The sequence below is a fragment of the Salegentibacter sp. Hel_I_6 genome (genome assembly GCF_000745315.1).
In the GTDB taxonomy this organism is placed as follows: domain Bacteria; phylum Bacteroidota; class Bacteroidia; order Flavobacteriales; family Flavobacteriaceae; genus Salegentibacter.
The window spans coordinates 769,809-792,425 of record NZ_JQNQ01000001.1; the positions used below are offsets into that span (position 1 = coordinate 769,809).

Sequence of the window (22,617 nt, forward strand, 5' to 3'; positions counted from 1 at the left end):
GATATGGGGCTGGTACTAATAATTTTGTAGTATAAAAATAAAACGTATTTAAAAAATCTCATTCAGAGTTTATAGGAAATTTTCAACAAAGCCGTTCTGGGTTGAATAAAGATCCGTTGATCTGTCACTATAAATTGACTGAACGAATTATTTCTTCTATAACGCACATCAAAGGTATTGTTTATGGCTATTTCAAAACCCCAGGGACTATCTTCCTTATTATAATATAAGGAGAAATTTCCTATTTCAAAACGGTTGATATCTCCTGTATTCTGGTTTTCATAATAATTATACTGGTAATCTGCTTTTAAAATAAAGGCATTCCAAAAATCATATTCCAGGATGGCATAAGGGTTTATTTGCTCAAAGCTGTTATCAAAATTAGCATTACTGAATTCATTAAAGCGGTGCTTAACACCCAGTTCTATATTAGGTAGGTCCTTAAAGGATGTTTCTGTTTTAAAAGTGTACCCGTAATTTTTTGATTCATAATCCAGGATTTCTTCATTGATAATACGGGAGTATTCAGAAAGGTTTCCGTTTGCTTGAAGTGTGAATTTATAATCATTGATCTTCTTAGAGAAAGAGCCGCTTAAACTGAAGGTTTCTTCAGGTAAATCGGTGTAAATAGCTGTAGTGATCTGGTCTATACCTTCAATAATCGTAGTATTTCTAACCGATTTCAAGCGATTGGTATAGTTAAAAATAGCATTGATAAAAATACCTTTAAACAAGCTAAACTTATAATACCTTAAGGAAGCGGAATGATAAAGCTGATTTTCCAGTTCTTCATTCCCCTGGTAGAGTCTATTGAAACTTGTTAAGCGCAATCTGTTCGCAAAAGTTGAAGCATCTGAAAAACGAGAATTTAGTCTGTATTTAAGTTTTAGTTTTTCTGAATTATGTATTTCGTATTCTCCTTCAAATTCCGGAAGTAAAACCGGCTTGGTTTTATTGGTGATCTGTTCGCCTAATTGATTAATATCCCACATATAAAAATGATAGAAGAGTCCTGGTTTAATAATAAGATCTCCCAGTTTCTTTTTATACTGAAACCCGAAATACTGGTCCATAAACCTAAAATCCAGGTCGTTATTAAAGCCTGCTTCAGTAAAATCGTTTACCTCGCCACTATTTAAAACCTGTGCATCCAGGGTGGTGAATTGCTGATTTAAGAAATCTACGCCCACCACGGGATAAATATGATTGGTATTGTTTAAAACCCAGTAATGCTTCAATTCTAAAGCAGCTTTGTTTAGCCTGGAAGAGGTATTTTGAAGGAGTTGAAATGTTTCATCTTCGGCTACCAACGGTAAAATCCCGCTAAATAGTGGACGGTTAAAAAGCCAATTCCGGTAGTTCTTGTCCTTACTAAATTTATAATTTACCGTAGCCGTTGTGGTGTGTTTATAAGAAAACTGCTTGCTGTACTTTAAATTTTGGGTGAAATCTATAGCGTCTGGTTCATTTTGAGTATCTACAAAAGTTGTGTTTTGCGGGGTTTCTGAAGTAATTTGTTCCAGTCCATCTGCGCGGGAAGTTTTTACAAAAGCATCGTAGGTAAGGACTTCTTCAGCATTGGGCACAAAACGTAATTGTAATTTATTTAGGGAGAAGAATAAATTATTATTGTTTCGCGTTTCCCGAAATTCATCTAGACCGTTGTTATTTACATAAGTGATATCATTTTCCTGCAGCATTTCCATCTTATTTTTGGAAGCTATGGTATAGGCATTTACATCTAAGTTATCGGTGATTTGCTGTACGATATTAAAAGCGCCAAATTCATTCTTACTATAGACAAAGTCATCGTTTCTAAGAAATTGGGCAAAATCATCGTTATAAATATCTAATCCTCCGGGGTTATCCATTAACGAAAGAATGCCGCCTTCAAAATTTATATAATCATCCATAGAGAACGAGCGCTCTCCAATATTATTAAAGTCACCAATTAAATTTACCGAAGTTTTGGGGCTATAGTAAAACAGTGTGGGATGTACCACATATCTTTCTTCAGGGCCTCCGCCGGCCTCAATATCCCCAAAGACAAACTTTTTCTTTCCTTCAGAGAGTTTGATGTTCATGGCCATTTTATCACTATCTTCCAATCCTTTTAGAAAGGGGACTTCGCTATAATTATCCAACACCTCCACTTCATCTACCGCATCTGCCGGAATATTTTCTACGGCAAGCTTGGTGTCGCCGGTGAAAAATGTTTTTCCATCTACCATGAGCTTATCCACTTTTTTGCCATTTACAGTAACATTGCCATCCCGGTCTACTTCAACACCGGGTAATTTTTTAAGCACTTCTCTTAGTTTTCTTTCCTCTCCGGTTTTAAAAACCTCGGTCCTGTAGGTAATGGTATCTTCCCTAACCAGCACGGCCATTCTTTGTTTAATAAGGATTTCATCTAAACTCTCCTTACTGGATTGCATTTTAAAATTTCGGGAAGTATCTTCCTGGAGTTTTAGCGTATCGGAAATTTTTTGATAGCCTAAATAACTTAGCTCAAGCACATAGGTGCTATCATTTTCAAGATTGAGCCGGTAACGGCCTTGCTCATCGGTAATAGAGAATTCCATAGAAAGCGCGTCGCTTACCGGGATGGCAATTATATTGGCACCAGAAAGTGGTTCACTTACAGAATCTGTAACCTTACCGGACAGGTGATTTTGACCTTGAACTGATGAAAAGCTTAATAAGGCAAGTAAAAGTAGGGAATAGTAAATTCGACTCAAAATCAATTTTTTTTGATTGACGATTTTATTTTGATTCATTTTTAGGAAAATTCAGCCTCTCTCCCTTATGGGCCAGCTGATATAGGTACCCCAGGCGTAAACCAAGCATAAACCTCTTTACCCTTCGATCTTTTACGTATTTATTGTAAGATTTAAAATATCAGATAGTCATTTAACACATAATGTCTGAAATCAAATATTGTTAAGGCAAAAGAGTTTTTATTATTTACTACTCATTGTACTACCTGCTTTATTGTACTCTTTAATTGTAACAACTTCTCCTTTAGTTGGTTTTTTTATATCTTCTATAGCTTCAAAATTGATTTCGGTTAGATAATAAGTAAAAATATTATCTATAGTCAATTCAACAATAAGTCCAGGCAGTCCTCCATAGCCAACCGGACCACTATTTATAGAAATTTGCGGAGTAAACCAAGCTGTAATATCTACAGGCTGATTCTTAGAGGATCCTGGCTGTATAGCTTTGGTAATTGCTTTAAAAACTTCATAACCGTCCATTATTTTCGACTCCTTTGTAATCTTCCATTTTAAATCCTCTAAATTCTCAGTTATTAAAAATGTTTTACCTCCAAACTCTTTTTTCTGAATTCTTTCTCCCTTCCTAAAATCTAAATATTTTATACCTGTTCCGTTTCCCATAGTGTTGGCTAAACCAACCCATTGATTGCTCGAATGTTTTAAGTTTTCTTTTATAAAGAACACCGATTCTGTTTCATTAAAAAGGAGTTGATACTCCAGTTCTTTTATACTCTTCTGCAACCTTTCATTCATATTCTTACTTTTTGTAGTTGAGTTCGATTGCGTTGATTGAAAATCAGCTTTTTTCTTATAAGTCGCTGTACCGGTTTGTTGTGCAAAAAGTGGTGTAGAAAATAATAAAACTAAAAGTATAATTTTTTTCATAATTTATTTATTTAAATAGGCGGATTTTCACATCCGCCTATTAAAAGTTTCTAATCAAGTATTTTCTTCGCAAAACATATATGCATGTTCGAAAACTTCAAAATTATCACCACCTGCTCGCTCCTCCTGCTCGGAAGCAAACTTCCAACAATCTGTATCTGTTTCCTCAGCAGCATTTAACATTGGTGACATCATAAATGCCATGACGATTGGTAAAACTAATTTTTTCATAATTAAAAGTTTAAAATTTTATCCCTACTCTTAAAAGGATTTTCGGGTTACTCCTTAATAACTGATCAATTATTAAGGGCAATTACCAAAATATTCGGAAGAAACAAGAAAAATATTCCTTACTAAAAGTAAGGGAAATCCTTACTTCGAATATAAACACCTATTTATCAAGGTTTTAAATCGTATTAAAGTTGGAATTTTAACTTATCTCAACTAGAAAGTTAATTATATAAATGATAATTCTTTAACTTTTACTTATTTCTATTTTAAGCAATTACGATTATTTTAGTTTTTTAACTTTTTCTGGTCTTGTTGCTATACGTAAATCACTAAAAATATATTTCATTATTCACTTTCAATTTTATTATCAACACTGGTAGCCACAGTAATATTTGCGTGTCCGGATTTCAACAGGATTCTATAAGTGTACAATTGCTTCTCCCCACTTGCCTTTCTTTCATAAATTATTCATTGCTTTTCTGGCCATCTTATCCATTTCTTCTTTGGAAATTCTTTGACCCCTAGGTGCCTCTATTTTTATTTCTTTATCACTAAATTCTACACTCTCAACCGTGTATTTTGAAGGGAAATTTGAATTTATTTCTAGCTGGAGTATTAAACCGGGGAGACCACCATATCCCAAAGGTCCAAAACTGTAAGGGATTTCAGGAGCGAACCAGGCAGTAACCTGATTTTCGAATTTTCCTTTTGAATTTTCTACTACTTCGGTTGTAGTTGCTCTATATACATTGTATTTACCAATAACTTTCATTTCTTGAGTAACATTCCAGTTTTCCTTTTTCACCAAATCATCTTCGATTAGATAAGTCTTGCCTAAATTCTCACTTACTTTTAATTTTTCCCCTTCTGTAACATTCGAAAAATAACCTTCATTTCTTAATCCCAATAGCGATAAAGAGATATTTAGAGCAGGACTTTTATTAATCTGCATTGGTATCTCCTTTGTGAAATAAGCCATTTTGGAATTAAATTCTAAAATTCCTTTTACCTCTTTCAAGTCCTTCTCTGCCTCTTTTAACATTTTGGCGAGAGTGGAATTACCGGCTGAATTATTTTGTTCACTAATTTCATTAGGCTTAAAGGTTAATTCCAGGTTGTAAACTACCTTCCCCGATTTTACCTGAGCCTGAACATTGGAAAACACCAAAAAGTACAACAGAATAAGCGAACATATTTTCATAGTTAAAGGTTTAAAATTTTATCTCTGCTCTTAAAAGGATTTTCGGGTTACTCCAAAATATTTGATCAATTAATAATAATCACCAAAATATCAATGAAAAATCTGAGGTTAAACCACGTTTTATCCAAATTAGCAAAAGTCTTTCTGCCATCTTTTTTATAGCTAATTATCACTAATTTCTTTCGATATATTTCGGCCGATTTTATCAAAATCCGTCTGGGAAATTAATTTACCTTCTTTTGGCCTTTCAATTTGTATTGTTTTATCAGTCTCAATTTTTGAAGCTGAATACGTCTTCCCTCCTCGCTCCAACTCTAAAATTAAACCGGGTAAATTTCCGTAACCACCTGGTCCAAACGGGATGTTAATTTCAGGGGAGAACCAGGCAACCAGGTTCCATTCCTCCTTTCCTTTTCCTGTTTCATACTCTTCGGTACCCGTAGCCTTAAAAGTCTTAAAACCTCTTACATCTTTTGACTCATTCGTTATCTTCCATTTTATGGTATTGAAACTTGAAGAAATCAAAAATGTTTGACCATAAACATCACTTTGTTTTAATTTAATATCTTTTGCTTTATTGCAGTAAATCTTACCCGTAAAACCTGCCAGAGCTTTAGCTAATCTGCCATTTCCACCTGCATCATTTAAAAGCAAATCTTCCATTTCAAAAGATGATTCATTGTTATTTATGCTCAACATATAGCTTATATTCACAAAATTTCTTTCGGCATCTTTAAATGTTTTTTTCACCATATCTGGTAAAGTATCTGGACGATTGGTATCGAAAATACTTTCAGCGGTAACTTTATAAGAGACCTTTAAGCTTTGCCCAATTAAAATATTCGAGCTAATAATTAATAATAACAGGAATGCTCTACTCATTAAATATAATTTTACTCGATAATCGAGATTAAATGCTTCGTGAGCTTGCTCCGAAGTAGTTTACTAAAACCCAAATTTGAAAGTATTTTATTAAGGACGTATTTTATCTACCTTTTCATCAAATATTCCCACAAACTCCAGGTAAGTCATTTTTTTACCGTCGCTAGGTTTCTCTATCATTTTTTCATCCTTACTAAACTCAATATTTTTTAAAAAATAATGCTCCCCGCGTGTTGTAAGGCTAAGTATCATTCCGGGTAAACCATTGAATCCTATGGGACCAAATTTAAAAGGAATATCGGGTGCATACCAGGCAATCACCGCTGTTTTGACTTCATCGCCTTTCTTATAGGTCATTTGGTTTCCCTTCGCCTTATAACATTTATAGCGGTTAATAGTTTTTTGTTTATTTTCTAATTTCCATTCTATAGGACTTAAGGCAATTAGGTACATTCCATCAAAGCTTTTTAATTGCCATACCACTTCATTACTACTATTATTCTGATAGTAATTACCCTGGTATGGGCCTGTTGCCAGGCCCATCATTGGATTATCATCAACTCCCATGATTTCATCCATGGTGAATAATCCCTCATCTTTATTGAACTCTAAGCTGAAGTTTAATTGCTTTGTTAATTTACTTTGTACTTGCTCTGTTTGTAAATATTCTTTGTAGAGTTTTGGATCGGATTCTTTTAATTCCTGACCTTTCTCAGTTTGAGTGTAGGGATCAAGCCATTCCTTTCCATATATCGCTGTACCCGATTGCTGAGCATAAACTAAAGAAGTAGATAAAAGTAATATTAACGATTTAAAAATTTTCATTCCGTTTTATTAAAGGATTACCGGCTCATAGGAAAAAATTGTGCAGGATTAGAGATTTTAAAACTAAAATATTAGTTTTAAATAACCAAAATTAATTGCATTAAATGTTTAACGTTTTGGAATGCTGTCAACATAAACAGAACGAGCTGGTAAGGAATTTCGGTTTCAAACAGGTTTCAAAATCTTTTTTTTAAGATTTAAAGTGGGTCTCCTTACCTCCAACCACCGAAATAGTTTCGTTCTCCATTAGTGCAATAATATTTTTAGTAATTCAATAGGGACTATTGAAATCGTTGGCATTTGAATCTAGGTCTTAGACTACATGATAAGGATGCACTGCATTTTGGGTATAGGATTATGACCCCTTTAGGCATTTTCGCGCATTCAATAAACTCAGTTAAATAGTGAAATCGGATGAAATAAAGTCAATACTTAGAAGTTTTGAAAAATTACTCCCTCCTTTTAAATTTTAATTTAAGGAGCGTATCGGAGTATATGAATCATCAGGGAAAAACAATTTGAAAAGAAAACCCAGTTTTAAAAATTAGGCTGATTCAAATATTTAGATAACTAGGCCTGATATAGTTTAAAATCTCAATTTATGTTAAAAATTAATATCTGGCCAAAATTTGCCTTTTTGTGTTACCTCTGTGTTACCCAAACAAAAAAGCCGACTCTTTCAAGTCGGCTTATCCCTTTGTGCGGGCGGAGAGACTCGAACTCTCACACCGTAAGGCACTAGATCCTAAGTCTAGCGTGTCTACCAATTCCACCACGCCCGCGTTTCAAAATGTATTGCTTGTTGTAAGCGGATGCAAATATACATAAATGTTTCAATTCTCAAATAGTCTGGAAATATTTTTTTTACCTTTATCTCAGTTAAAATTTCTAGTATGACCGATATTAAAAAATATGTTGAGGAACATAAAGACAGATTCCTTAACGAACTCATTGATTTACTGAAAATTCCATCCATAAGCGCCGATTCTAATTACAAAGATTCCATGCTGAAAACCGCCGAAGCGGTGAAAAAAAATTTACTGGAAGCAGGCTGTGATGCTGCAGAAATTTGTGAAACTCCCGGCCACCCTGTTGTTTATGGAGAAAAAATAATAGATAAAAATCTACCTACTGTTTTAGTTTACGGGCATTACGACGTGCAACCACCAGATCCTCTAGACTTGTGGAACTCCCCTCCTTTTGAACCCGTGATCAAGGAGACAGAAATTCATCCAGACGGAGCAATTTTTGCCCGTGGCGCCTGCGACGATAAAGGCCAGATGTTTATGCATGTAAAGGCGCTGGAATATATGACCCAAAACAACAAGCTGCCCTGCAACGTAAAATTTATGATAGAAGGTGAAGAAGAAGTAGGGAGTGAACATTTAGGTTGGTTTATAGAAAACAACAAAGAAAAACTGGCCAATGATGTTATTCTTATTTCAGATACAGGAATGATCGCTAAAGACACCCCGTCTATAACAACCGGGCTACGCGGACTCTCTTATATAGAAGTTGAAGTTACCGGCCCTAACAGGGATTTACATTCAGGACTTTATGGTGGCGCGGTAGCCAATCCTATTAATATTCTAAGTAAAATGATCGCTTCTTTAACCAATGAAAACAATCATATAAGCATTCCCGGCTTTTATGATAAGGTAGAAGAATTAAGTAAGGAAGAACGGGCTAAAATGGCGGAAGCTCCTTACGATGAAGAAGCTTACAAGAAAAAAATTGATATCAAAGATGTTCATGGAGAATCTGGGTATTCTACTTTAGAGCGAGCTTCTATCCGGCCAACTTTAGATGTAAATGGAATTTGGGGCGGCTATATTGGTGAAGGCGCAAAAACCGTGCTTCCGGCAAAAGCTTTTGCAAAGATATCTATGCGATTGGTGCCCAACCAGGATTGGAAAGAAATCACCCAACTATTTAAAAAACATTTTGAAAGTATAGCTCCAGATGCGGTAAAAGTTAAAGTAAAACCTCATCACGGCGGCCAGGGATATGTTACTCCAATAGATAATATTGGCTACCGGGCAGCGAGCAAAGCTTATGAAGCCTCTTTTGGAAAAACTCCAATTCCGCAGCGAAGCGGTGGTAGTATTCCTATTGTTTCCCTTTTCGAAAAAGAGCTGAAAAGTAAGATTATTTTAATGGGCTTTGGTTTTGATACCGATGCCATACACTCCCCTAATGAACATTTTGGCATCTGGAATTATTTAAAAGGCATAGAAACCATCCCGTGGTTTTATAAATATTTCACTGAAATGAGTCAGGAGTAAACTGCCTTGGGGAAAGTCATTGAGGCATTTTATAAGAGAACAAAATGATTCGAGACATCCCGATACTTCGGGATGGATCATTTAAATCTCGATTTTCGAGTTAACTACTTTTAAGGTTCTACAACTTAGGCAAAGAAATGTTGTAAAATTGGGGTTGTTTGAAAAGTCTAGTTTCGTCAAGCTGAACTTGTTTCAGCTTCTAACATGTTTTGATTACTAAAGCCCTAGATTCTGAAACAAGTTCAGAATGACGTATATCTTCAAACAACCTCACTTTTTTAAATCATTTTTTCCACAGAAAAATATTGGGAAATTAGTTTTAGTATATTTACAGGGATTGCTTATTAATGTTTTCTAAACTATGGAGAAAAAAATACTTATTCCTTCTAACTTCACCAAACATGCCTGGAGCGCCCTGGTGTATGCCTTAAATCTTTATAAAAATTTTCCCTGTACTTTTTTTATTCTGAACACTTATAAAGTTCCCGTGAGGATTTCTCTTAACAGAAATCATAACGCTGCGGTGGAGGCAGCAAAACTTGAATCGGAGAAAGGCTTGCAAAAAATACTTCAGGGATTAAATTTTAGGAAGGAGAACGAGAAACATAAATTTGAAACAATCTCCCGGGAAAAGGAACTTTCTGAGGCTATCCAGGAAACCATAGACAGCTATAATATAGATCTTATTTTAATGGTTTCCCGTGGTGAAAATGTATCGATTAATGCAGCCTTTGAAAATGAAATTTCAGAAGTTATTGAAAAAGTTGAGGATTGCCCTTTTTTAATTATTCCAGAGCAAATGCAAGCTCTTCCTGCTTCTAATCGAGAAATTATTTTTCCTACTAATTATAAATTTCCTTTTAAAAACAAAGAAGTTGCGCCGCTTATAGATATGGCAGGTAATTTAAATGCAAGTATTAGAATTTTATATATTGATAGTGATAACAGGCCACTTAGCAAAGAGCAGGAACAAAATAAAGAAACACTAAAAGCCTATTTTTCTGAAGTAGATTTCAGCTTCCATAAACTCACACAAACAACGGTTACAACGGGAATTCATTTATTTATTGAAAGCAGGGAAAGTAACTTTTTGGCGCTTTATAAACGCAAACAGGGATTTTTCAGCAAGCTCTTTTCACAACGATTTAAAGAAGATATAGACTTCAACCCGAAAGTTCCGGTATTGATTTTAAAAGAAATGGAATAAAATTGAAATGAAGATTGAAGCTAATTCTGTTGAAGATTATGTAAATCAGATTTCCGAAGATAAAAAGTCGGCGTTAATTAAGCTTCGTGAAATAATTCAGAAAAATATTCCTGAAGGTTTTACTGAAACCTTAAACTACGGAATGATTGGTTATGTTGTCCCACACAAAATTTACCCTGCCGGATACCACGCCAACCCCAAACTCCCCTTACCTTTTATAAATATTGCAGCACAAAAGAATTTTATCGCACTTTACCACCTGGGTTTATATGCTGATCCTGATTTATTAAAATGGTTTAAAGAAGAATATGCAAAATTACCTATCAACAAAATAGATATTGGAAAGAGTTGTATCAGGTTTAAAAAACCTGATAAGATCCCTTTTGAATTAATCGGCGAGCTAGTAGCTAAAATCACCGTACGGGATTGGATCGATCTATATGAAAGTCAACTTCGGTAACTTGAAATAAGCTATTAAGCCTTCTAAAGGTTAATATAGCCCAATCGATACTCTATCTAAATTTGATCATTTATTAAAACTCAATTTATGCGGAATAGGATTATTGCATTTAGTTTTACAAATAAATCCTATAAAATATCAATTTTTAAGAGTGACAATTGGTAATGTAAAAATCTACAATAGCTTCCATTTCTCTTCTACTGAATTCATTTTCTTCTACTTTCTCAATAAGCTTAGGGCAATCTTCAAAAAATTCAATTAGGGCATTTTTAAATCGTCGCTTACCAAAAACAGGATGATCGTTCCCAATTTTCACTACTTCAAAACCATTTCCTTTATTTAAATAATACTCACTTGCATTTACAGCAACCCCTGTACTTAAACTCACACCCTCACCCAAAGGCACGGCTGGATTTGTCGGGGTGCCGCCGGGACGAAATGTATTGTTAAAGTACTCAATTGCATATAAATTAATTCGCCCGGGATATTCTCTCAATACTCTCATTAATCGTGGTTCTTTTCCAGCTATAATCTTATAAGTAAACCTTAGCGTATCTTTCTCACCGTAAATTCTAAAACTTTCTAAAGTTCTATAATTATGTTTTTGTTTTTTATTGCCTTTACTTTTTCTGAAATTCACCTTTTCATCATCAGTGATCCTGGCTTCACCTATTAGTATATCCCCATTCCGTAATTTTAAAGTTGCTTTTTCATAAGAACTAAAATTAAGTTGGGCGTAAGAATTGAACCCTAATAAAAGGACGAGTGATAATATGAGTTTCTTCATTTACTAATAACTATAATTTAAAATAATCTCTCTACAATAAGCACTTTGCCAGACCAAAAGTTTTTAAAAGAAATAATATTTTCCGGAATTGCAGGAAATAGCGAGAAAAGATCTCTCAACTACCTCACTACCCCCGGTTGTCTAAATTTAAAGCCTGTTTCCTCTTTTTTCTTATCCACCATCTCCTTCACATCTTCGAGCATTTTTTTAGAATCATAAATAATCCCATCTTTAATAGTATACTTTACTCCACCTACCCTAACTACCTCATTTTCCTCAGTAAGTTTGATTGCACCGGTACCGTAAAGCACTTTAAAATTAGCAAGCGGGTTCTCTTCAACAAGTACAAAATCTGCCAGCTTACCAACCTCTATAGACCCCAGGTCATCTTCCACTCCCAGCAATTCTGCACCATTTAGGGTTGCTGCCATAACAACTTCCATAGGATGCAGTCCAGCTTCACGAAGCAATTCCAATTCTCTTATATAAGCAAATCCATATAACTGAAAAATAAATCCGGAATCAGATCCTGCTACAACGCGCCCGCCTCGGTTTTTATATTCGTTCACAAAATCCATCCATTTTCGGTAATTTCGTTTCCAGTCTACTTCTTGTTCTGTTCCCCAAAAATGCCAATAAGAGCCGTGTGAAATCTTGCTGGGCTGATAAAACTCCCAAAGAGAAGGCATCGTGTAATCGCTATGCCATTCGGCAGTTCGTGCACGCATAAGATCCCTGCTAGCCTCATAAATATTAAAGGTAGGAGAAAGTGTGAAATTTAATTCCAGGAGTTCTTCCATCACAGCATTCCATTTTTCGCTTCCCGGTTCTGCTGCCTGCTCCCATAGTTTACCGGCCTGGCTAAACCTATCCTGCTCGTTATTGTAGTTATAATCTGCAGGATAGTCCTGCACTGTTTGGTTGGTAAACATCGCTTCTGGCAAGCCGTACCAGTGTTCCATGCTATTTAGACCCGCACGCGCCGAATGAAGTACATTCCATTTTGCAACCGCCATTTGAGCATGATGCGCCGTGGCTCTTAATCCTACTTTTTTATTTTCATCCAATGCTGCTTCCATAATTTTTGGAGGCGCACCGAAGAATTTTATTCCATCTGCTCCATTTTTTGCATTTTGCCTCACCCATTCCCGGGCTTGTTCAGGCGTAGAAATTCCTTCCTTACTACCCTGCCCAAATGCCGTGTAAGCATAAAGCCGCGGAGCAGTAATCTCATTGGCAGCACTTTTCTGTTTTTGATCCAGCACCCAATCGAGTCCGTTACCCGCCGATGGATCTCTAACCGTGGTTATTCCATGGGCCATCCAAAGTTTAAAAACATATTCAGCATCTGCTCCTTGCGCTTTTCCGCCAATATGCCCGTGCACATCTATAAATCCCGGAAGCAAAAACATTCCCGTAGCATCCAGTTCTTTTCCTCCTTCTTTCAGTTCCGGTCTTTTAGTAGCATCAATCTCCACCCCGGGATATCCCACTACATGTACCCCGGTGATGCGGTTATCGGTAACAACTACATCCACCGGTCCCGTTGGTGGTGCTCCATTCCCATTAATAAGCGTCACACCTCTTATTATGAGTTGAGACCAGGGCCCTTCTCCCTGTGTTCTTTCCGGGGCTTTTTCTACCTGGGCAGTGCTTAACTGAAATATAAAAAAGAAAACGAAGAAACGGAGGGCTGATTTCATAAGTTAATAGTTGGTTTTTTGTTTGAATAATTTCAAATATAAAGGATTATTCAGTAGGAAATGACTATCATGCTAATTGCAGTAAATACTTAAATAACCGAAAAAAAAATTAAAAATGAAATACAAAATAAACATAGAAAAAGTCAGTACTGTTGATGAAATCAAAGAATACTGGACCAACGCAGATTATATTCAGCTGCTGGAAAGATTTAATTATCCTGATGCGGAAGAATCTGAAAATTTGAGAGAATTATTATTTATGGCTATAAGCGACTTTGAAGCCGATGAAGCCGCCAGAATCGTTTTAGATTATAAACTAAGCGAAGAATTATCTGAAGGGCAAATAGAACAAATCTCCAACGACATGTTGATAGATACGGTTTGTGAGGAATACCCTGAAATGGAATTACAATCTACCCTCTTTCATATTAACCAATTGCTTTTCAAAGCTTTCAACGGGAAATTTCCGAGTTCTAGCGCCACTATTATCGATTGTACTATTATTCCCTCAGATAAAAATAACGACACCAAGCTAACTAAAGAAATGATTTTGCGGTTGTTTAATGAAGCGCTTTCTGATAGAAATATTGTAAAAAGATTGTTTGAAGAACAAATGAATGGTAATGTTGAATTTCCCGAAGCAGAACATATTATTTGGGAACTGAAGGAATTAGATAGTAATCAATTTAAAATAACCACTTCAGGAAATCTGGTAAAAAAAGAGGAAATAATCTCTTCAGAATGGGAAAGTGAAATAGAAGAGTTCGAAAATGACTGATTAAAATTTTCGACTTTATTTAAATCGACATTTCTACAAAGAGCTCTATAAATTTCCAGGTCTTAATTGCTAAAGGCTTAAAAATGAAAGAGATCTACTAATCACAATTTCAAATATTTTTAAGGATCTAAAATTGTGAATAAACTCCCAGCAGATTCTGTATGCGGACCGGTATAAATCATATTTTTGGATCCCTAAAAAATAAGACATGAGCGTAATTTGGTATGAATGTAAGGTGAAATACAGAAAAACACACGAAACAGGTGAGCAAAAGGTAACTACAGATACCTACCTATTGGATGCGGTTTCTTATACTGAAGCTGAAGCCAGAATTAGCGAAGAAATGAAGGCCTATACGAGTGAAGATTTCAGGATAATGAATATTAAAGTCGCTAATTTCTCAGAGGTTCATCCTTTCGAAAATTCAGATCGCTGGTTTAAATCGAAAGTTTCTCTGGTAGCTCTTGATGAAGAGAGCGGTAAAGAAAAGAAAACCAATACTTACTTGTTGGTGCAGGCCAATGATGTAAAAGAGGCTTTTGAAAACACTACCCAGGCGATGCAAAATACCATGGGAGATTACAGTATTCCCGCAATTACAGAGTCTCCTATTCTTGCCGTATTTCCATATTTTACAGGAGAAGAAGAGGAATTAGAAGAAGCTGAAGCTACCGAAACTGCTGAGGTAACTGCAGAATAAAAAATTAGCATTTCTACACGGAATCATTGGTGTAAGCAAATTTTTATCAGCAAATAATGAAAAGACGTATCGAATTCGGTACGTCTTTTTTTCTAAAAATATTTCGCTCTCGAAAAAATATACTGAAAACCTTATTCAAATCTGTATAGCATTAAACTAAAAAACAGTAGCAAAATCACTGAAGTCACAGTTGGATAAGTTAAAGCATACTAATTTGTAGGAATTTTTCCACTATTTAGTATTTTTTCCTTTTAAACTTTCAGAAATATCTTTAATTTGGCCGAATGAAAGATGTGAAATTTGCTGTAACCGATATTGAAACTACAGGAGGCGGAATTAAAGGGAATAAAATCACAGAAATTTGCGTGCTCGTAGTTCAAAATGGAAAAGTTATTGATGAATATAACTCTTTGGTAAATCCCGGTACCGAGATCCCCCTATATATTGAAACGCTTACCAATATTAACGATGAGATGGTAAGTAACGCTCCGGCCTTTTCTGAAATTGCAGAAGAAATCGACAAAATTACTAAAGATTGTGTTTTTGTAGCACATAATGTGAATTTCGATTATAATATTATTCGCGCAGAATTTAGCAACCTAAATCTGGCTTTTCAAAGAAAACGATTGTGTACCGTGAGATTGGCCAAAAAATTAATTCCCGGTTTGTTTTCCTATAGTTTGGGCAATATTTGTACTTCAATCAACATCCCACATTACGACAGGCATAGGGCTCGTGGCGATTGCGAAGCAACGGTTACATTATTTCAGCGTTGCCTTGATTTAGATCCAGATTATGAAGTATTCACAAATTTGTTGAACCAAAGAACCGCTGCTTCATATCTTCCTCCAAATTTTAAGAATTCAGATTTTGAAAAATTGCCTACTTCAACCGGCGTATATTTCTTTAAAGATAAAGATGGAATTCCGCTTTATATCGGCAAGGCTAAAAATATTAAGAGCAGGATAAAATCTCATTTTCAGGAAAAATCGAACCGAAAATATAGTTTGATGCAGGCCACCTATAGCATAGACTACGAACTTACCGGGAGCGAAGTGCTGGCGCTATTAAGGGAATCGGCTCTTATTTTAAAATATTTCCCGAAATTCAACAAAGCTCAGAAAAAAATTACGCGCCCTTACACTCTTACTTCTTATCATAATCAAAAAGGCATTGAGCAATTTGTGATTCACAAAAATAAGATCTCTCCAGTTAGCTGGATGAAATTTTATACCCGTGAAGAGGCGGTGAAATTTTTAGAATTTCTTTGCCAGGAATTTGAATTATGTCCCAGGTATTGCGGTTTACAAAGTGTAGTTGCTGAATGTAGTCATTACAAAATAACTAACTGCAGCGGGATGTGCAAAGGAGAAATAGATAAAGAGGAATACAACCGAAGAGTTTCTCGCGCGGTAGAGTACATAAACCAATATGAAAACTCCTGCCTGCTGGTGGAAAAAGGTAGAACTAAAACTGAAAAATCTTTTATTTATTTAAAAAGAGGACGTTTTGCCGGATATGGATTTGTAGAAAGTTCAGAAGATTTTAAATATACCGAACAATTTGAAGACTACCTTATCCCACAGACAAATTCAAGTTATGCTGATAGAATTGTGAGTAGGTATTTAAATACTCAAAAAAATATTAGCAGGTTAAACCTTAACCAGCCTGAGATGGAAGAAGAACAAGCCGCAGATCTTTCTAGCTTTAATCATATCTATTAGAACATTTAAAAAAATCATTTTGTCATAGAATGATTAAAATCTGATATGAAGGCTGAAAACTTAATCTAACGCATAAATATATGATTGGAAGATTTCATAGAATCCCGAAAAAAAATAGAAGTATTTAATATCTTTAGCTGCCAATGAGTAACGCACAAAAAGAAGTTTGATAAAAGATTTATTTCCTCACCCAGTTCTTATGGTTAATATTCCTTCTTTTTCAGGTAAATTGTTTAAAAACAAATCCTTAAAATGAATCAGGTATCTACATTAAGCTTTTTTAGATTTCCTGACTTTCGCAATAAATTGTGGGGTTTTAAAATGATGCAGTTTGCGCATAGTGATCTTAAAAAAATAGAGGGTCAAAACTTTTATAAATTAATGGGCAGCGGGAAAGGAGCAGGTTTTAATCCTTTTCCAGACTGGGAAGTCTATGCCCTGTTGCAAGTTTGGGATTCTGAAGAAGCAGCCGATTTATTTTTTAATGAATCTTCGTTGATGCAAAGATACCGGGAGTATACTTCAGAGGTTTGGACACTTTATTTAAAAAATATTAGGGCAAAAGGCACTTGGTCGGGTAAAACTCCATTTATAAAAAATGAAGATCTAGACCCTAAAAATCCCCTGCTGGCCGTAATCACCAGGGCTACAATTAAACGCCGAAGGTTAGTAGATTTTTGGAAATACGTACCCGATTCTCAATCTCGCTTACAAACAAACCCGGGGCTTATTTTCACTAAAGGAATAGGAGAAGTTCCCGTTTTACAAATGGCCACTTTTAGTCTTTGGGAAAACCAAGAATCTATGCAAGAATATGCCTATGCTGCGCGTGGCCACAAAACGGCCATTAAGAAAACCCGCGAGTTGGATTGGTATAAAGAAGAATTGTTCTCGAGATTTCAACCTTACTGTTCTGAAGGCATTTGGGAAGGAAAAGAACCACTACCTCAGCTAAAAAAGAAGAATAAACATTAGAAATTTTCTATTAAATCGGCTACTATTCTGAAAACTTCAGCATTAAATTATAACAAAATCATATACTATAATAGACGAAAAAATAGCTGAAAAAGAAGAATAAAACGAGGTACAGGGAAATAGAAAATTTAAAATCACCTTGCAAATCAGCCTTTTGATAAAGCAAATGCAAAAGAGCGGCGACTATAAACCAGGTAATATAATTTTCAATAGGAGCCACTCCCCCTTCAAAGGTCCAGAAATCAAACACAGGGGCCGAAACTTCCATGGCAAAGTCCAGTAAAACCATAAGCGCAGCCCCGCTTAAAATTCTTAATAATAAATTAGCAGAAATTCTACTTGAAATTCTGCCGGAAATAAAAGTGAGCACCGCCCAGTAAATTCCAATAAGATAAGGCACCCCGTCAAATTTAGGTCCCATATTTTCTCCGTAAGCATAATTTCCAAAGAGCCAACCTGTATTCACCCCAATCCATTCGGCCAGCATTCCACTAAAGAAGAAAACCCCTGCCAACAGCCATTTTTTGCCGGTTTCTATGGGGAAATTCCAAATAAGTAAAAGAAAAGACAACAACAGTGTGAAGGGTGTCTTTTCCACAAACCAATCCTGGTACCCAATACTAATCCCTATAATAGCTGAAATATGAAAGAGCACCAATATAAAGACAGAAATTGTCAGTTTAAATTCACCGCTACGCCATTTATCAATTAACAAATTCATGGCGCTTGTATAAGTTCGGTTACTATTTTAGCAGACATAAGGCATAGCGGTATTCCACCCCCGGGATGAACTGATCCTCCGCAAAAATAGAGGTTCTCCAGCTGGTTACTAAAATTTGGATGTCGTAGAAAAGCCGCAAATTTGGAATTACTTGCTGCTCCATATAAAGCACCACGATAAGAACTGGTGTCGTTTTCAATCTTCACTGGGTCCATAATGCTTTCGCTTATTATAAGATCTTCCAGTTGTACTCCCAGCAGCCTATTTATTTTATTTATTATATGTTTTCTTGCTTCAGCTACGAGCTTCTCCCAATCCTGCCCATAATTACCGGGAGCATTGATCATTACAAACCAATTTTCTGAACCTGCAGGCGCATCTTTAGCGTCTTCCTTGGAAGTAATATTAATATACACCGTAGGATCATCTGACAACGATTTTTCTTTAAAAATCATTTTAAATTCTTCTGGATAATCACTACTGAATAAAATATTGTGAAGATCCAGTTGTGGAAAATTGCCATTAATACCCCAATAAAAAATAAGTGCAGAGCTGGATCTTTCCTGTTTCAGGGTTTTTTCCGGTTTCTTCAGGTCCTTTAAAAGTTTATGGTAAGTAGGGTAAATATCCATATTGGAAACTAACACATCGGCCTCATAAGATCCTTTTAAAGTGGATATTCCAATAGCCTTTGTGCCGGTATAGTTAATTTTATCTACAGGTTCATTGAAATGAAACTCAATCCCCTTATCGCAAGCGAGGCGGTAAAGGCTTTTCGTAATACTATGCATGCCACCTTCAGGAAAAAATGTTCCGTAGTGCATTTCCAGATGCGGGATCATAGACATTATTCCCGGAGTTTGGTAGGGAGACGAACCGTTATAGGTCGCGTAACGGTTGAACAGCTGCACTAACCTGGGATCCCGGAAACTGCTTTCATTAAGTTCATTCAGATTTTTATTGATATGAAGCTTATGCATTTGCAATAAAGCCTTAAGCGTCTCCAAAGAAAAATAGGTATCAGCTTTATGCAGGGATTTCTCGAGAAAGATTCCTGAAGTAAGCTCATATTTCTTTTTTGCGTTGGCTATATAGTTTCGTAGTTCGTTACCACCAGTATCGAAAGTTTCTGTTGCATCTTCTATAAATTTCTCAGAATTCTTTTTTACCGAAAATGTAGTACCATCCTCCCAAAAATAGTTACAAACTGTTTCTTTGGATTTGTAATTAAAATATTCCCTGGGATTTAAATTATAAAGTTCAAAGAGCTCATCTACAAAATGGGGCATCGTAAAAAGGGAAGGGCCAACATCAAACCTGAAATTTGATTGGGTAAATGCATGGAGTTTCCCGCCCGGATAAGAATTGCTTTCGAATACCTGCACCTCGTAAGCTTTTTTCCGTAATCTCAGCGCAGTCGCGATCCCGGCTATTCCTGAACCTATTACGATAGCTTTAGCCATGGTATTGAGTAATTAATTTAATAATATTCTAATAGATGAGATAGTTGTAGATAAATCTAAAAAGATCAAAGGAGAAAAACATCGAATTTTTAAATTTTAGGCTTTGTTCAAAGCTCTCATAAAAAGCGCTAATTAAAGATTGCTGTATTTTCTCCTAACGTAACCTTAGGTTACATTTAAAAAACTAGGTATCCTTTTAGTTCACATTTTATTTCGAATTAATTGAAATAAAATGAAAACCCAAAACCTAAAAAACCGCACGAATCATAAGATTTGCGCGGTTTTGATATCATTTGAATTCTCTAAAAGTGACCTTGCCAGGATTCACCGATTTCTCAAACAGCCTATAAATACTGATAACTTATTTTCTATGTTGACGATTTGTGAACCTAAATTTTGATGCCATTTATATCGTCTTAGTGTAAAGGTACTAATATTCAAATGATTAGCTATTAAAATCAAAGGAATTTTAAAAATTTCAGATTATTATTTGTGAGATGAATTTTCATAAGAGTTAGGTATCCACCCCACCAACTGCATCTTGATTAGCTGACGTTCTACCGGTAGCTTTGCTGCTCTAAAATAATATTTATTATGAGCAAACAGGAAGAAATGTACAGTTTAGTTAATGAATATCGTAATAGCGGCCTTTCGGCAAAAGCCTTTAGCCAAGAAAAAGGGATCAGTCCTTCCACCTTTTGTTACTGGATCCGCAAGAAGAAAGATGAAGATCAGCCCGGGGGATTTGTAGAAGTAACCAAGGGATTAAACTTGTCATCGGGTGAGCTGGAACTTATTTATCCCAACGGGGTCAAACTCCAAATGAATACTGCGGACCTGGGACTTATTGCCCGGTTAGTCAAGTTGTATTAATGTTCTCCCTAGGTTCCTCCCATAATTATCACTTTTATCGTAAGTCTTGTGATATGCGAAAATCATTTAATGGCCTGAGCGGACTGGTAAAAAATGAACTCAACCGGGAGCCTACCAGCGGCGATGTGTTCGTTTTTCTTAACCGGAATCGCACCCATCTCAAGCTGCTCCACTGGGAGCGGGGCGGCTTTGTTTTATACTACAAACGCCTGGAGCGTGGAAGCTTCACTCCGCCCGTAATTAAAGAAGATCAGACCAGTTTTACCTGGCCGCAATTGGTGCTGATGATAGAGGGTATTACGGTTGAAAAAAGTGTTCAGAAACTGCGCTATTCTCACTAGAAAATAATGGTGTTTTATCAGTAAAAACAGGGGTTCACGATAGGTTTAACAGGGCTGTTTTTGTATCTTTAACCCATGCAAGAACCCTTAGAAAACCTTACCAAAGATCAGCTTTTGGCTCTCCTGAAAAAGGAGACGAAAAAGAGGGAAAAAGCTGAAAAAAGTGTTTCTAAAAGGGAACAAGAAGTTGAAAAAGCACAGCATAAGATTGCTGACCTGAAATTCCAGGTGGAGTATTACAAACGCCTGGCCTTTGGCCAAAAAAGAGAACGCTTCGAAGGGGATAAAAACCAGATGAGCCTTCCCTTTGAAATGGAACCCCAAAAGGCAGCAGCACAAGAATCCGGGTTACAAGAAAAGCTCAGTGACCAGCGTCGCAAAAGAACTTCTAACCACAAAGGAAGAATGGCCCTTCCGGAGCATCTTGAGGTAAAAGAGATCGAGATCTATCCAGAGGAAGATCTTACCGATATGGTTTGTATCGGCAAAGAAGTGACCGATGAACTGGAATACGAGCCTGCTAAATACTATATCAAACGCTACATCCGCTATAAGTATGCTCCTAAAAGTAAAGAAGGAGTCATCATCGGGGAACTTCCCGAGCGGGTGATTGAAAAAGGAATCCCGGGAGCCGGACTCCTGGCTTCGATTTTAGTCGACAAGTACCAGGACCACCTTCCGCTTTACCGGCAGCTCCAACGCTTTAAACGAGCAGAGATCCCTATAGCATCTTCCACCCTGGAAGGCTGGACCAGGCAAAGCCTTAAAATCATCGATATCCTTTATCAGCACCTGCTGGAGGATATTCGTTCCAAAGGCTATTTGCAAAGTGATGAAAGCCCCATAAAGGTGATGGATCCTGCTAAGAAAGGAAAAACACATCAAGGTTATTATTATCAAGTACCTTCTTCTCGAATTCTTGTTGTTCCTTTGTTGTCATAATTCTGTATGAATGAAATTAATAAATAATTCAGTTCAGACAGAGTTTAATTTACACCCTCGATGTGAATACCAAAGCAATACCTAATACTTTATTTTTGTTTGTATTTAATATTTTATTAATATTCATAAAATGAAAATACCTGCCTTTAATTGCTTCTTTAATTAAAGGCAGGTTTTAACACTACAGTAAATAAAGTTGAACTTATTTTTCTATCTCAAAAAAACGTCTTTCATTGTTTTCTTCATTTTCTTTCCAGACTTCTTTAGCATTATAAATAATTTTTGTGAGGCGTGTGGTTTCTTCGGATTGATCCGTATAATACAGGGTGAGTGTATCTGAATCATTTTCATTCCATTCTATAATTCCTTTACTTACCTCTGGATCACTATTAGCAAAAAGGGGGATGAACCTAAAGTTATCTTCTCCTTCAACTATTTGATAACCTTCTGGATAATCACTATTCGGATTATTTATTTCCAATTTGCTACCATCAATTATTTTAAAAATTTTGATTGAAGAAGTGTTTAAAGATTCGTCAGTGGAAGGATCTAATAAATCTTCTCCTGAGGCATTTAATATACTAAATTCAAAAATATCATCATCACCAGGAGAACAACAATATGACTCCTCCTTATCACAAGAGAAAAGAGCAAAACAAAGTAAGTTTAAAAATAATAATTTTTTCATTTTTTTCAATTAATAGATTAAAGTATAAAACTCAGTTTTTATTACAGAACATTAAATTACTTTATAAAAATGATTATTAAATTTTGCAATAAAATAACAAGAACAAAAGGGTAATAGATTAAAATGAATTATTGACATAATTCTTAAGGTAAAATTAGAATTTTCC

General features: G+C 35.7%; 20 protein-coding genes, 1 tRNA gene and 1 pseudogene. 10 read left to right on the plus strand and 12 right to left on the minus strand.

The window, feature by feature from the left end:
- Positions 1–62 precede the first annotated feature (62 nt).
- The 7 genes from FG27_RS03495 to FG27_RS03520 form a co-directional block, all read right to left on the minus strand.
- On the minus strand, positions 63–2,741 hold the full coding sequence (locus FG27_RS03495) for a carboxypeptidase-like regulatory domain-containing protein (protein WP_037321924.1): 2,679 nt from the start codon (positions 2,739–2,741) through the stop codon (positions 63–65).
- A gap of 222 nt (positions 2,742–2,963) precedes the next feature.
- Positions 2,964–3,665, minus strand: coding sequence for a GLPGLI family protein (locus FG27_RS03500; RefSeq protein WP_051935741.1), 702 nt, complete (start codon positions 3,663–3,665; stop codon positions 2,964–2,966).
- 54 nt (positions 3,666–3,719) lie between these two features.
- A complete protein-coding gene (locus tag FG27_RS19100; RefSeq protein WP_156101191.1) occupies positions 3,720–3,896 on the minus strand; it encodes a hypothetical protein in 177 nt (58 codons plus the stop codon).
- A 457-nt stretch (positions 3,897–4,353) separates the two neighbouring features.
- The gene (locus FG27_RS03505; RefSeq protein WP_037315574.1) at positions 4,354–5,097 is read right to left on the minus strand and encodes a GLPGLI family protein; all 744 of its coding nucleotides are present in this window, start codon (positions 5,095–5,097) and stop codon (positions 4,354–4,356) included.
- A 162-nt stretch (positions 5,098–5,259) separates the two neighbouring features.
- A complete protein-coding gene (locus FG27_RS03510; protein WP_037315577.1) occupies positions 5,260–5,979 on the minus strand; it encodes a GLPGLI family protein in 720 nt (239 codons plus the stop codon).
- Positions 5,980–6,069: 90 nt separating this feature from the next.
- Positions 6,070–6,804 carry a GLPGLI family protein gene (locus FG27_RS03515; RefSeq protein WP_037315580.1) on the minus strand — a complete coding sequence of 245 codons (735 nt, stop codon included), beginning with the start codon at positions 6,802–6,804 and terminating at the stop codon, positions 6,070–6,072.
- Positions 6,805–7,504: 700 nt separating this feature from the next.
- A tRNA-Leu gene (locus FG27_RS03520) sits at positions 7,505–7,586 on the minus strand.
- A 111-nt stretch (positions 7,587–7,697) separates the two neighbouring features.
- On the opposite strand from FG27_RS03520, the gene FG27_RS03525 reads away from it, so the two are divergent.
- The 3 genes from FG27_RS03525 (at position 7,698) to FG27_RS03535 (ending at position 10,756) form a co-directional block, all read left to right on the plus strand.
- Positions 7,698–9,089, plus strand: a complete 1,392-nt coding sequence (locus tag FG27_RS03525; RefSeq protein ID WP_037315584.1) for a dipeptidase — start codon at positions 7,698–7,700, stop codon at positions 9,087–9,089.
- A 361-nt stretch (positions 9,090–9,450) separates the two neighbouring features.
- Positions 9,451–10,296: a universal stress protein gene (locus tag FG27_RS03530; RefSeq protein ID WP_037315588.1), complete on the plus strand. Its 846-nt coding sequence runs from the start codon at positions 9,451–9,453 to the stop codon at positions 10,294–10,296.
- A 7-nt stretch (positions 10,297–10,303) separates the two neighbouring features.
- A complete protein-coding gene (locus FG27_RS03535) occupies positions 10,304–10,756 on the plus strand; it encodes a DUF1801 domain-containing protein (RefSeq protein WP_037315591.1) in 453 nt (150 codons plus the stop codon).
- Between the two features lie 145 nt (positions 10,757–10,901).
- Here the strand turns inward: FG27_RS03535 and FG27_RS03540 are convergent, their stop codons facing one another.
- Both FG27_RS03540 and FG27_RS03545 read right to left on the minus strand, forming a co-directional pair.
- Positions 10,902–11,543, minus strand: a complete 642-nt coding sequence (locus FG27_RS03540; protein ID WP_037315594.1) for a hypothetical protein — start codon at positions 11,541–11,543, stop codon at positions 10,902–10,904.
- A gap of 119 nt (positions 11,544–11,662) precedes the next feature.
- The gene (locus tag FG27_RS03545) at positions 11,663–13,246 is read right to left on the minus strand and encodes an amidohydrolase family protein (RefSeq protein WP_037315597.1); all 1,584 of its coding nucleotides are present in this window, start codon (positions 13,244–13,246) and stop codon (positions 11,663–11,665) included.
- A gap of 115 nt (positions 13,247–13,361) precedes the next feature.
- On the opposite strand from FG27_RS03545, the gene FG27_RS03550 reads away from it, so the two are divergent.
- The 4 genes from FG27_RS03550 to FG27_RS03565 all read left to right on the plus strand — a co-directional run bounded on the left by FG27_RS03550 (position 13,362) and on the right by FG27_RS03565 (position 17,423).
- A complete protein-coding gene (locus tag FG27_RS03550) occupies positions 13,362–14,024 on the plus strand; it encodes a hypothetical protein (protein WP_037315598.1) in 663 nt (220 codons plus the stop codon).
- A gap of 208 nt (positions 14,025–14,232) precedes the next feature.
- Positions 14,233–14,724, plus strand: a complete 492-nt coding sequence (locus tag FG27_RS03555; protein WP_037315601.1) for a DUF4494 domain-containing protein — start codon at positions 14,233–14,235, stop codon at positions 14,722–14,724.
- 284 nt (positions 14,725–15,008) lie between these two features.
- Positions 15,009–16,448 carry an exonuclease domain-containing protein gene (locus tag FG27_RS03560; RefSeq protein WP_037315604.1) on the plus strand — a complete coding sequence of 480 codons (1,440 nt, stop codon included), beginning with the start codon at positions 15,009–15,011 and terminating at the stop codon, positions 16,446–16,448.
- Positions 16,449–16,769: 321 nt separating this feature from the next.
- Positions 16,770–17,423, plus strand: coding sequence for a DUF3291 domain-containing protein (locus FG27_RS03565; RefSeq protein WP_231563248.1), 654 nt, complete (start codon positions 16,770–16,772; stop codon positions 17,421–17,423).
- A gap of 58 nt (positions 17,424–17,481) precedes the next feature.
- Here FG27_RS03565 and FG27_RS03570 read toward each other — a convergent pair whose 3' ends face one another.
- Both FG27_RS03570 and crtD read right to left on the minus strand, forming a co-directional pair.
- Complete coding sequence (locus tag FG27_RS03570; protein ID WP_051935742.1) at positions 17,482–18,144, minus strand: carotenoid biosynthesis protein; 663 nt, start codon at positions 18,142–18,144, stop codon at positions 17,482–17,484.
- Positions 18,141–19,607, minus strand: coding sequence for a 1-hydroxycarotenoid 3,4-desaturase CrtD (gene crtD / locus FG27_RS03575; protein WP_037315611.1), 1,467 nt, complete (start codon positions 19,605–19,607; stop codon positions 18,141–18,143). Before crtD ends, FG27_RS03570 begins: the two co-directional genes overlap by 4 nt.
- 594 nt (positions 19,608–20,201) lie before the next feature.
- Between crtD and FG27_RS03580 the strand changes: the two genes are divergently transcribed.
- From FG27_RS03580 to FG27_RS03590, 3 genes and pseudogenes are all read left to right on the plus strand, one after another.
- Positions 20,202–20,480 carry a hypothetical protein gene (locus FG27_RS03580; RefSeq protein ID WP_037315613.1) on the plus strand — a complete coding sequence of 93 codons (279 nt, stop codon included), beginning with the start codon at positions 20,202–20,204 and terminating at the stop codon, positions 20,478–20,480.
- A complete protein-coding gene (gene tnpB / locus FG27_RS03585; protein WP_081912585.1) occupies positions 20,480–20,821 on the plus strand; it encodes an IS66 family insertion sequence element accessory protein TnpB in 342 nt (113 codons plus the stop codon). Before FG27_RS03580 ends, tnpB begins: the two co-directional genes overlap by 1 nt.
- A 75-nt stretch (positions 20,822–20,896) precedes the next feature.
- Positions 20,897–21,718: pseudogene (locus FG27_RS03590) on the plus strand (transposase); the annotation flags it as partial.
- A gap of 247 nt (positions 21,719–21,965) precedes the next feature.
- Here FG27_RS03590 and FG27_RS03595 read toward each other — a convergent pair.
- Positions 21,966–22,451: a hypothetical protein gene (locus FG27_RS03595; RefSeq protein WP_037315620.1), complete on the minus strand. Its 486-nt coding sequence runs from the start codon at positions 22,449–22,451 to the stop codon at positions 21,966–21,968.
- Positions 22,452–22,617 lie beyond the last annotated feature (166 nt).

Excerpts from the sequence above, each read along its gene's own strand:
- crtD (WP_037315611.1), bottom strand. The coding sequence starts at position 19,607 with ATGGCTAAAGCTATCGTAATAGGTTCAGGAATAGCCGGGATCGCGACT.
- FG27_RS03550 (WP_037315598.1), top strand. The coding sequence starts at position 13,362 with ATGAAATACAAAATAAACATAGAAAAAGTCAGTACTGTTGATGAAATC.
- FG27_RS03545 (WP_037315597.1), bottom strand. The coding sequence starts at position 13,246 with ATGAAATCAGCCCTCCGTTTCTTCGTTTTCTTTTTTATATTTCAGTTA.
- FG27_RS03565 (WP_231563248.1), top strand. The coding sequence starts at position 16,770 with ATGATGCAGTTTGCGCATAGTGATCTTAAAAAAATAGAGGGTCAAAAC.
- FG27_RS19100 (WP_156101191.1), bottom strand. The coding sequence starts at position 3,896 with ATGAAAAAATTAGTTTTACCAATCGTCATGGCATTTATGATGTCACCA.
- tnpB (WP_081912585.1), top strand. The coding sequence starts at position 20,480 with ATGTTCTCCCTAGGTTCCTCCCATAATTATCACTTTTATCGTAAGTCT.
- FG27_RS03505 (WP_037315574.1), bottom strand. The coding sequence starts at position 5,097 with ATGAAAATATGTTCGCTTATTCTGTTGTACTTTTTGGTGTTTTCCAAT.
- FG27_RS03540 (WP_037315594.1), bottom strand. The coding sequence starts at position 11,543 with ATGAAGAAACTCATATTATCACTCGTCCTTTTATTAGGGTTCAATTCT.
- FG27_RS03515 (WP_037315580.1), bottom strand. The coding sequence starts at position 6,804 with ATGAAAATTTTTAAATCGTTAATATTACTTTTATCTACTTCTTTAGTT.
- FG27_RS03525 (WP_037315584.1), top strand. The coding sequence starts at position 7,698 with ATGACCGATATTAAAAAATATGTTGAGGAACATAAAGACAGATTCCTT.
- FG27_RS03580 (WP_037315613.1), top strand. The coding sequence starts at position 20,202 with ATGAGCAAACAGGAAGAAATGTACAGTTTAGTTAATGAATATCGTAAT.
- FG27_RS03530 (WP_037315588.1), top strand. The coding sequence starts at position 9,451 with ATGGAGAAAAAAATACTTATTCCTTCTAACTTCACCAAACATGCCTGG.
- FG27_RS03595 (WP_037315620.1), bottom strand. The coding sequence starts at position 22,451 with ATGAAAAAATTATTATTTTTAAACTTACTTTGTTTTGCTCTTTTCTCT.
- FG27_RS03570 (WP_051935742.1), bottom strand. The coding sequence starts at position 18,144 with ATGAATTTGTTAATTGATAAATGGCGTAGCGGTGAATTTAAACTGACA.
- FG27_RS03535 (WP_037315591.1), top strand. The coding sequence starts at position 10,304 with ATGAAGATTGAAGCTAATTCTGTTGAAGATTATGTAAATCAGATTTCC.
- FG27_RS03510 (WP_037315577.1), bottom strand. The coding sequence starts at position 5,979 with ATGAGTAGAGCATTCCTGTTATTATTAATTATTAGCTCGAATATTTTA.
- FG27_RS03500 (WP_051935741.1), bottom strand. The coding sequence starts at position 3,665 with ATGAAAAAAATTATACTTTTAGTTTTATTATTTTCTACACCACTTTTT.
- FG27_RS03560 (WP_037315604.1), top strand. The coding sequence starts at position 15,009 with ATGAAAGATGTGAAATTTGCTGTAACCGATATTGAAACTACAGGAGGC.
- FG27_RS03555 (WP_037315601.1), top strand. The coding sequence starts at position 14,233 with ATGAGCGTAATTTGGTATGAATGTAAGGTGAAATACAGAAAAACACAC.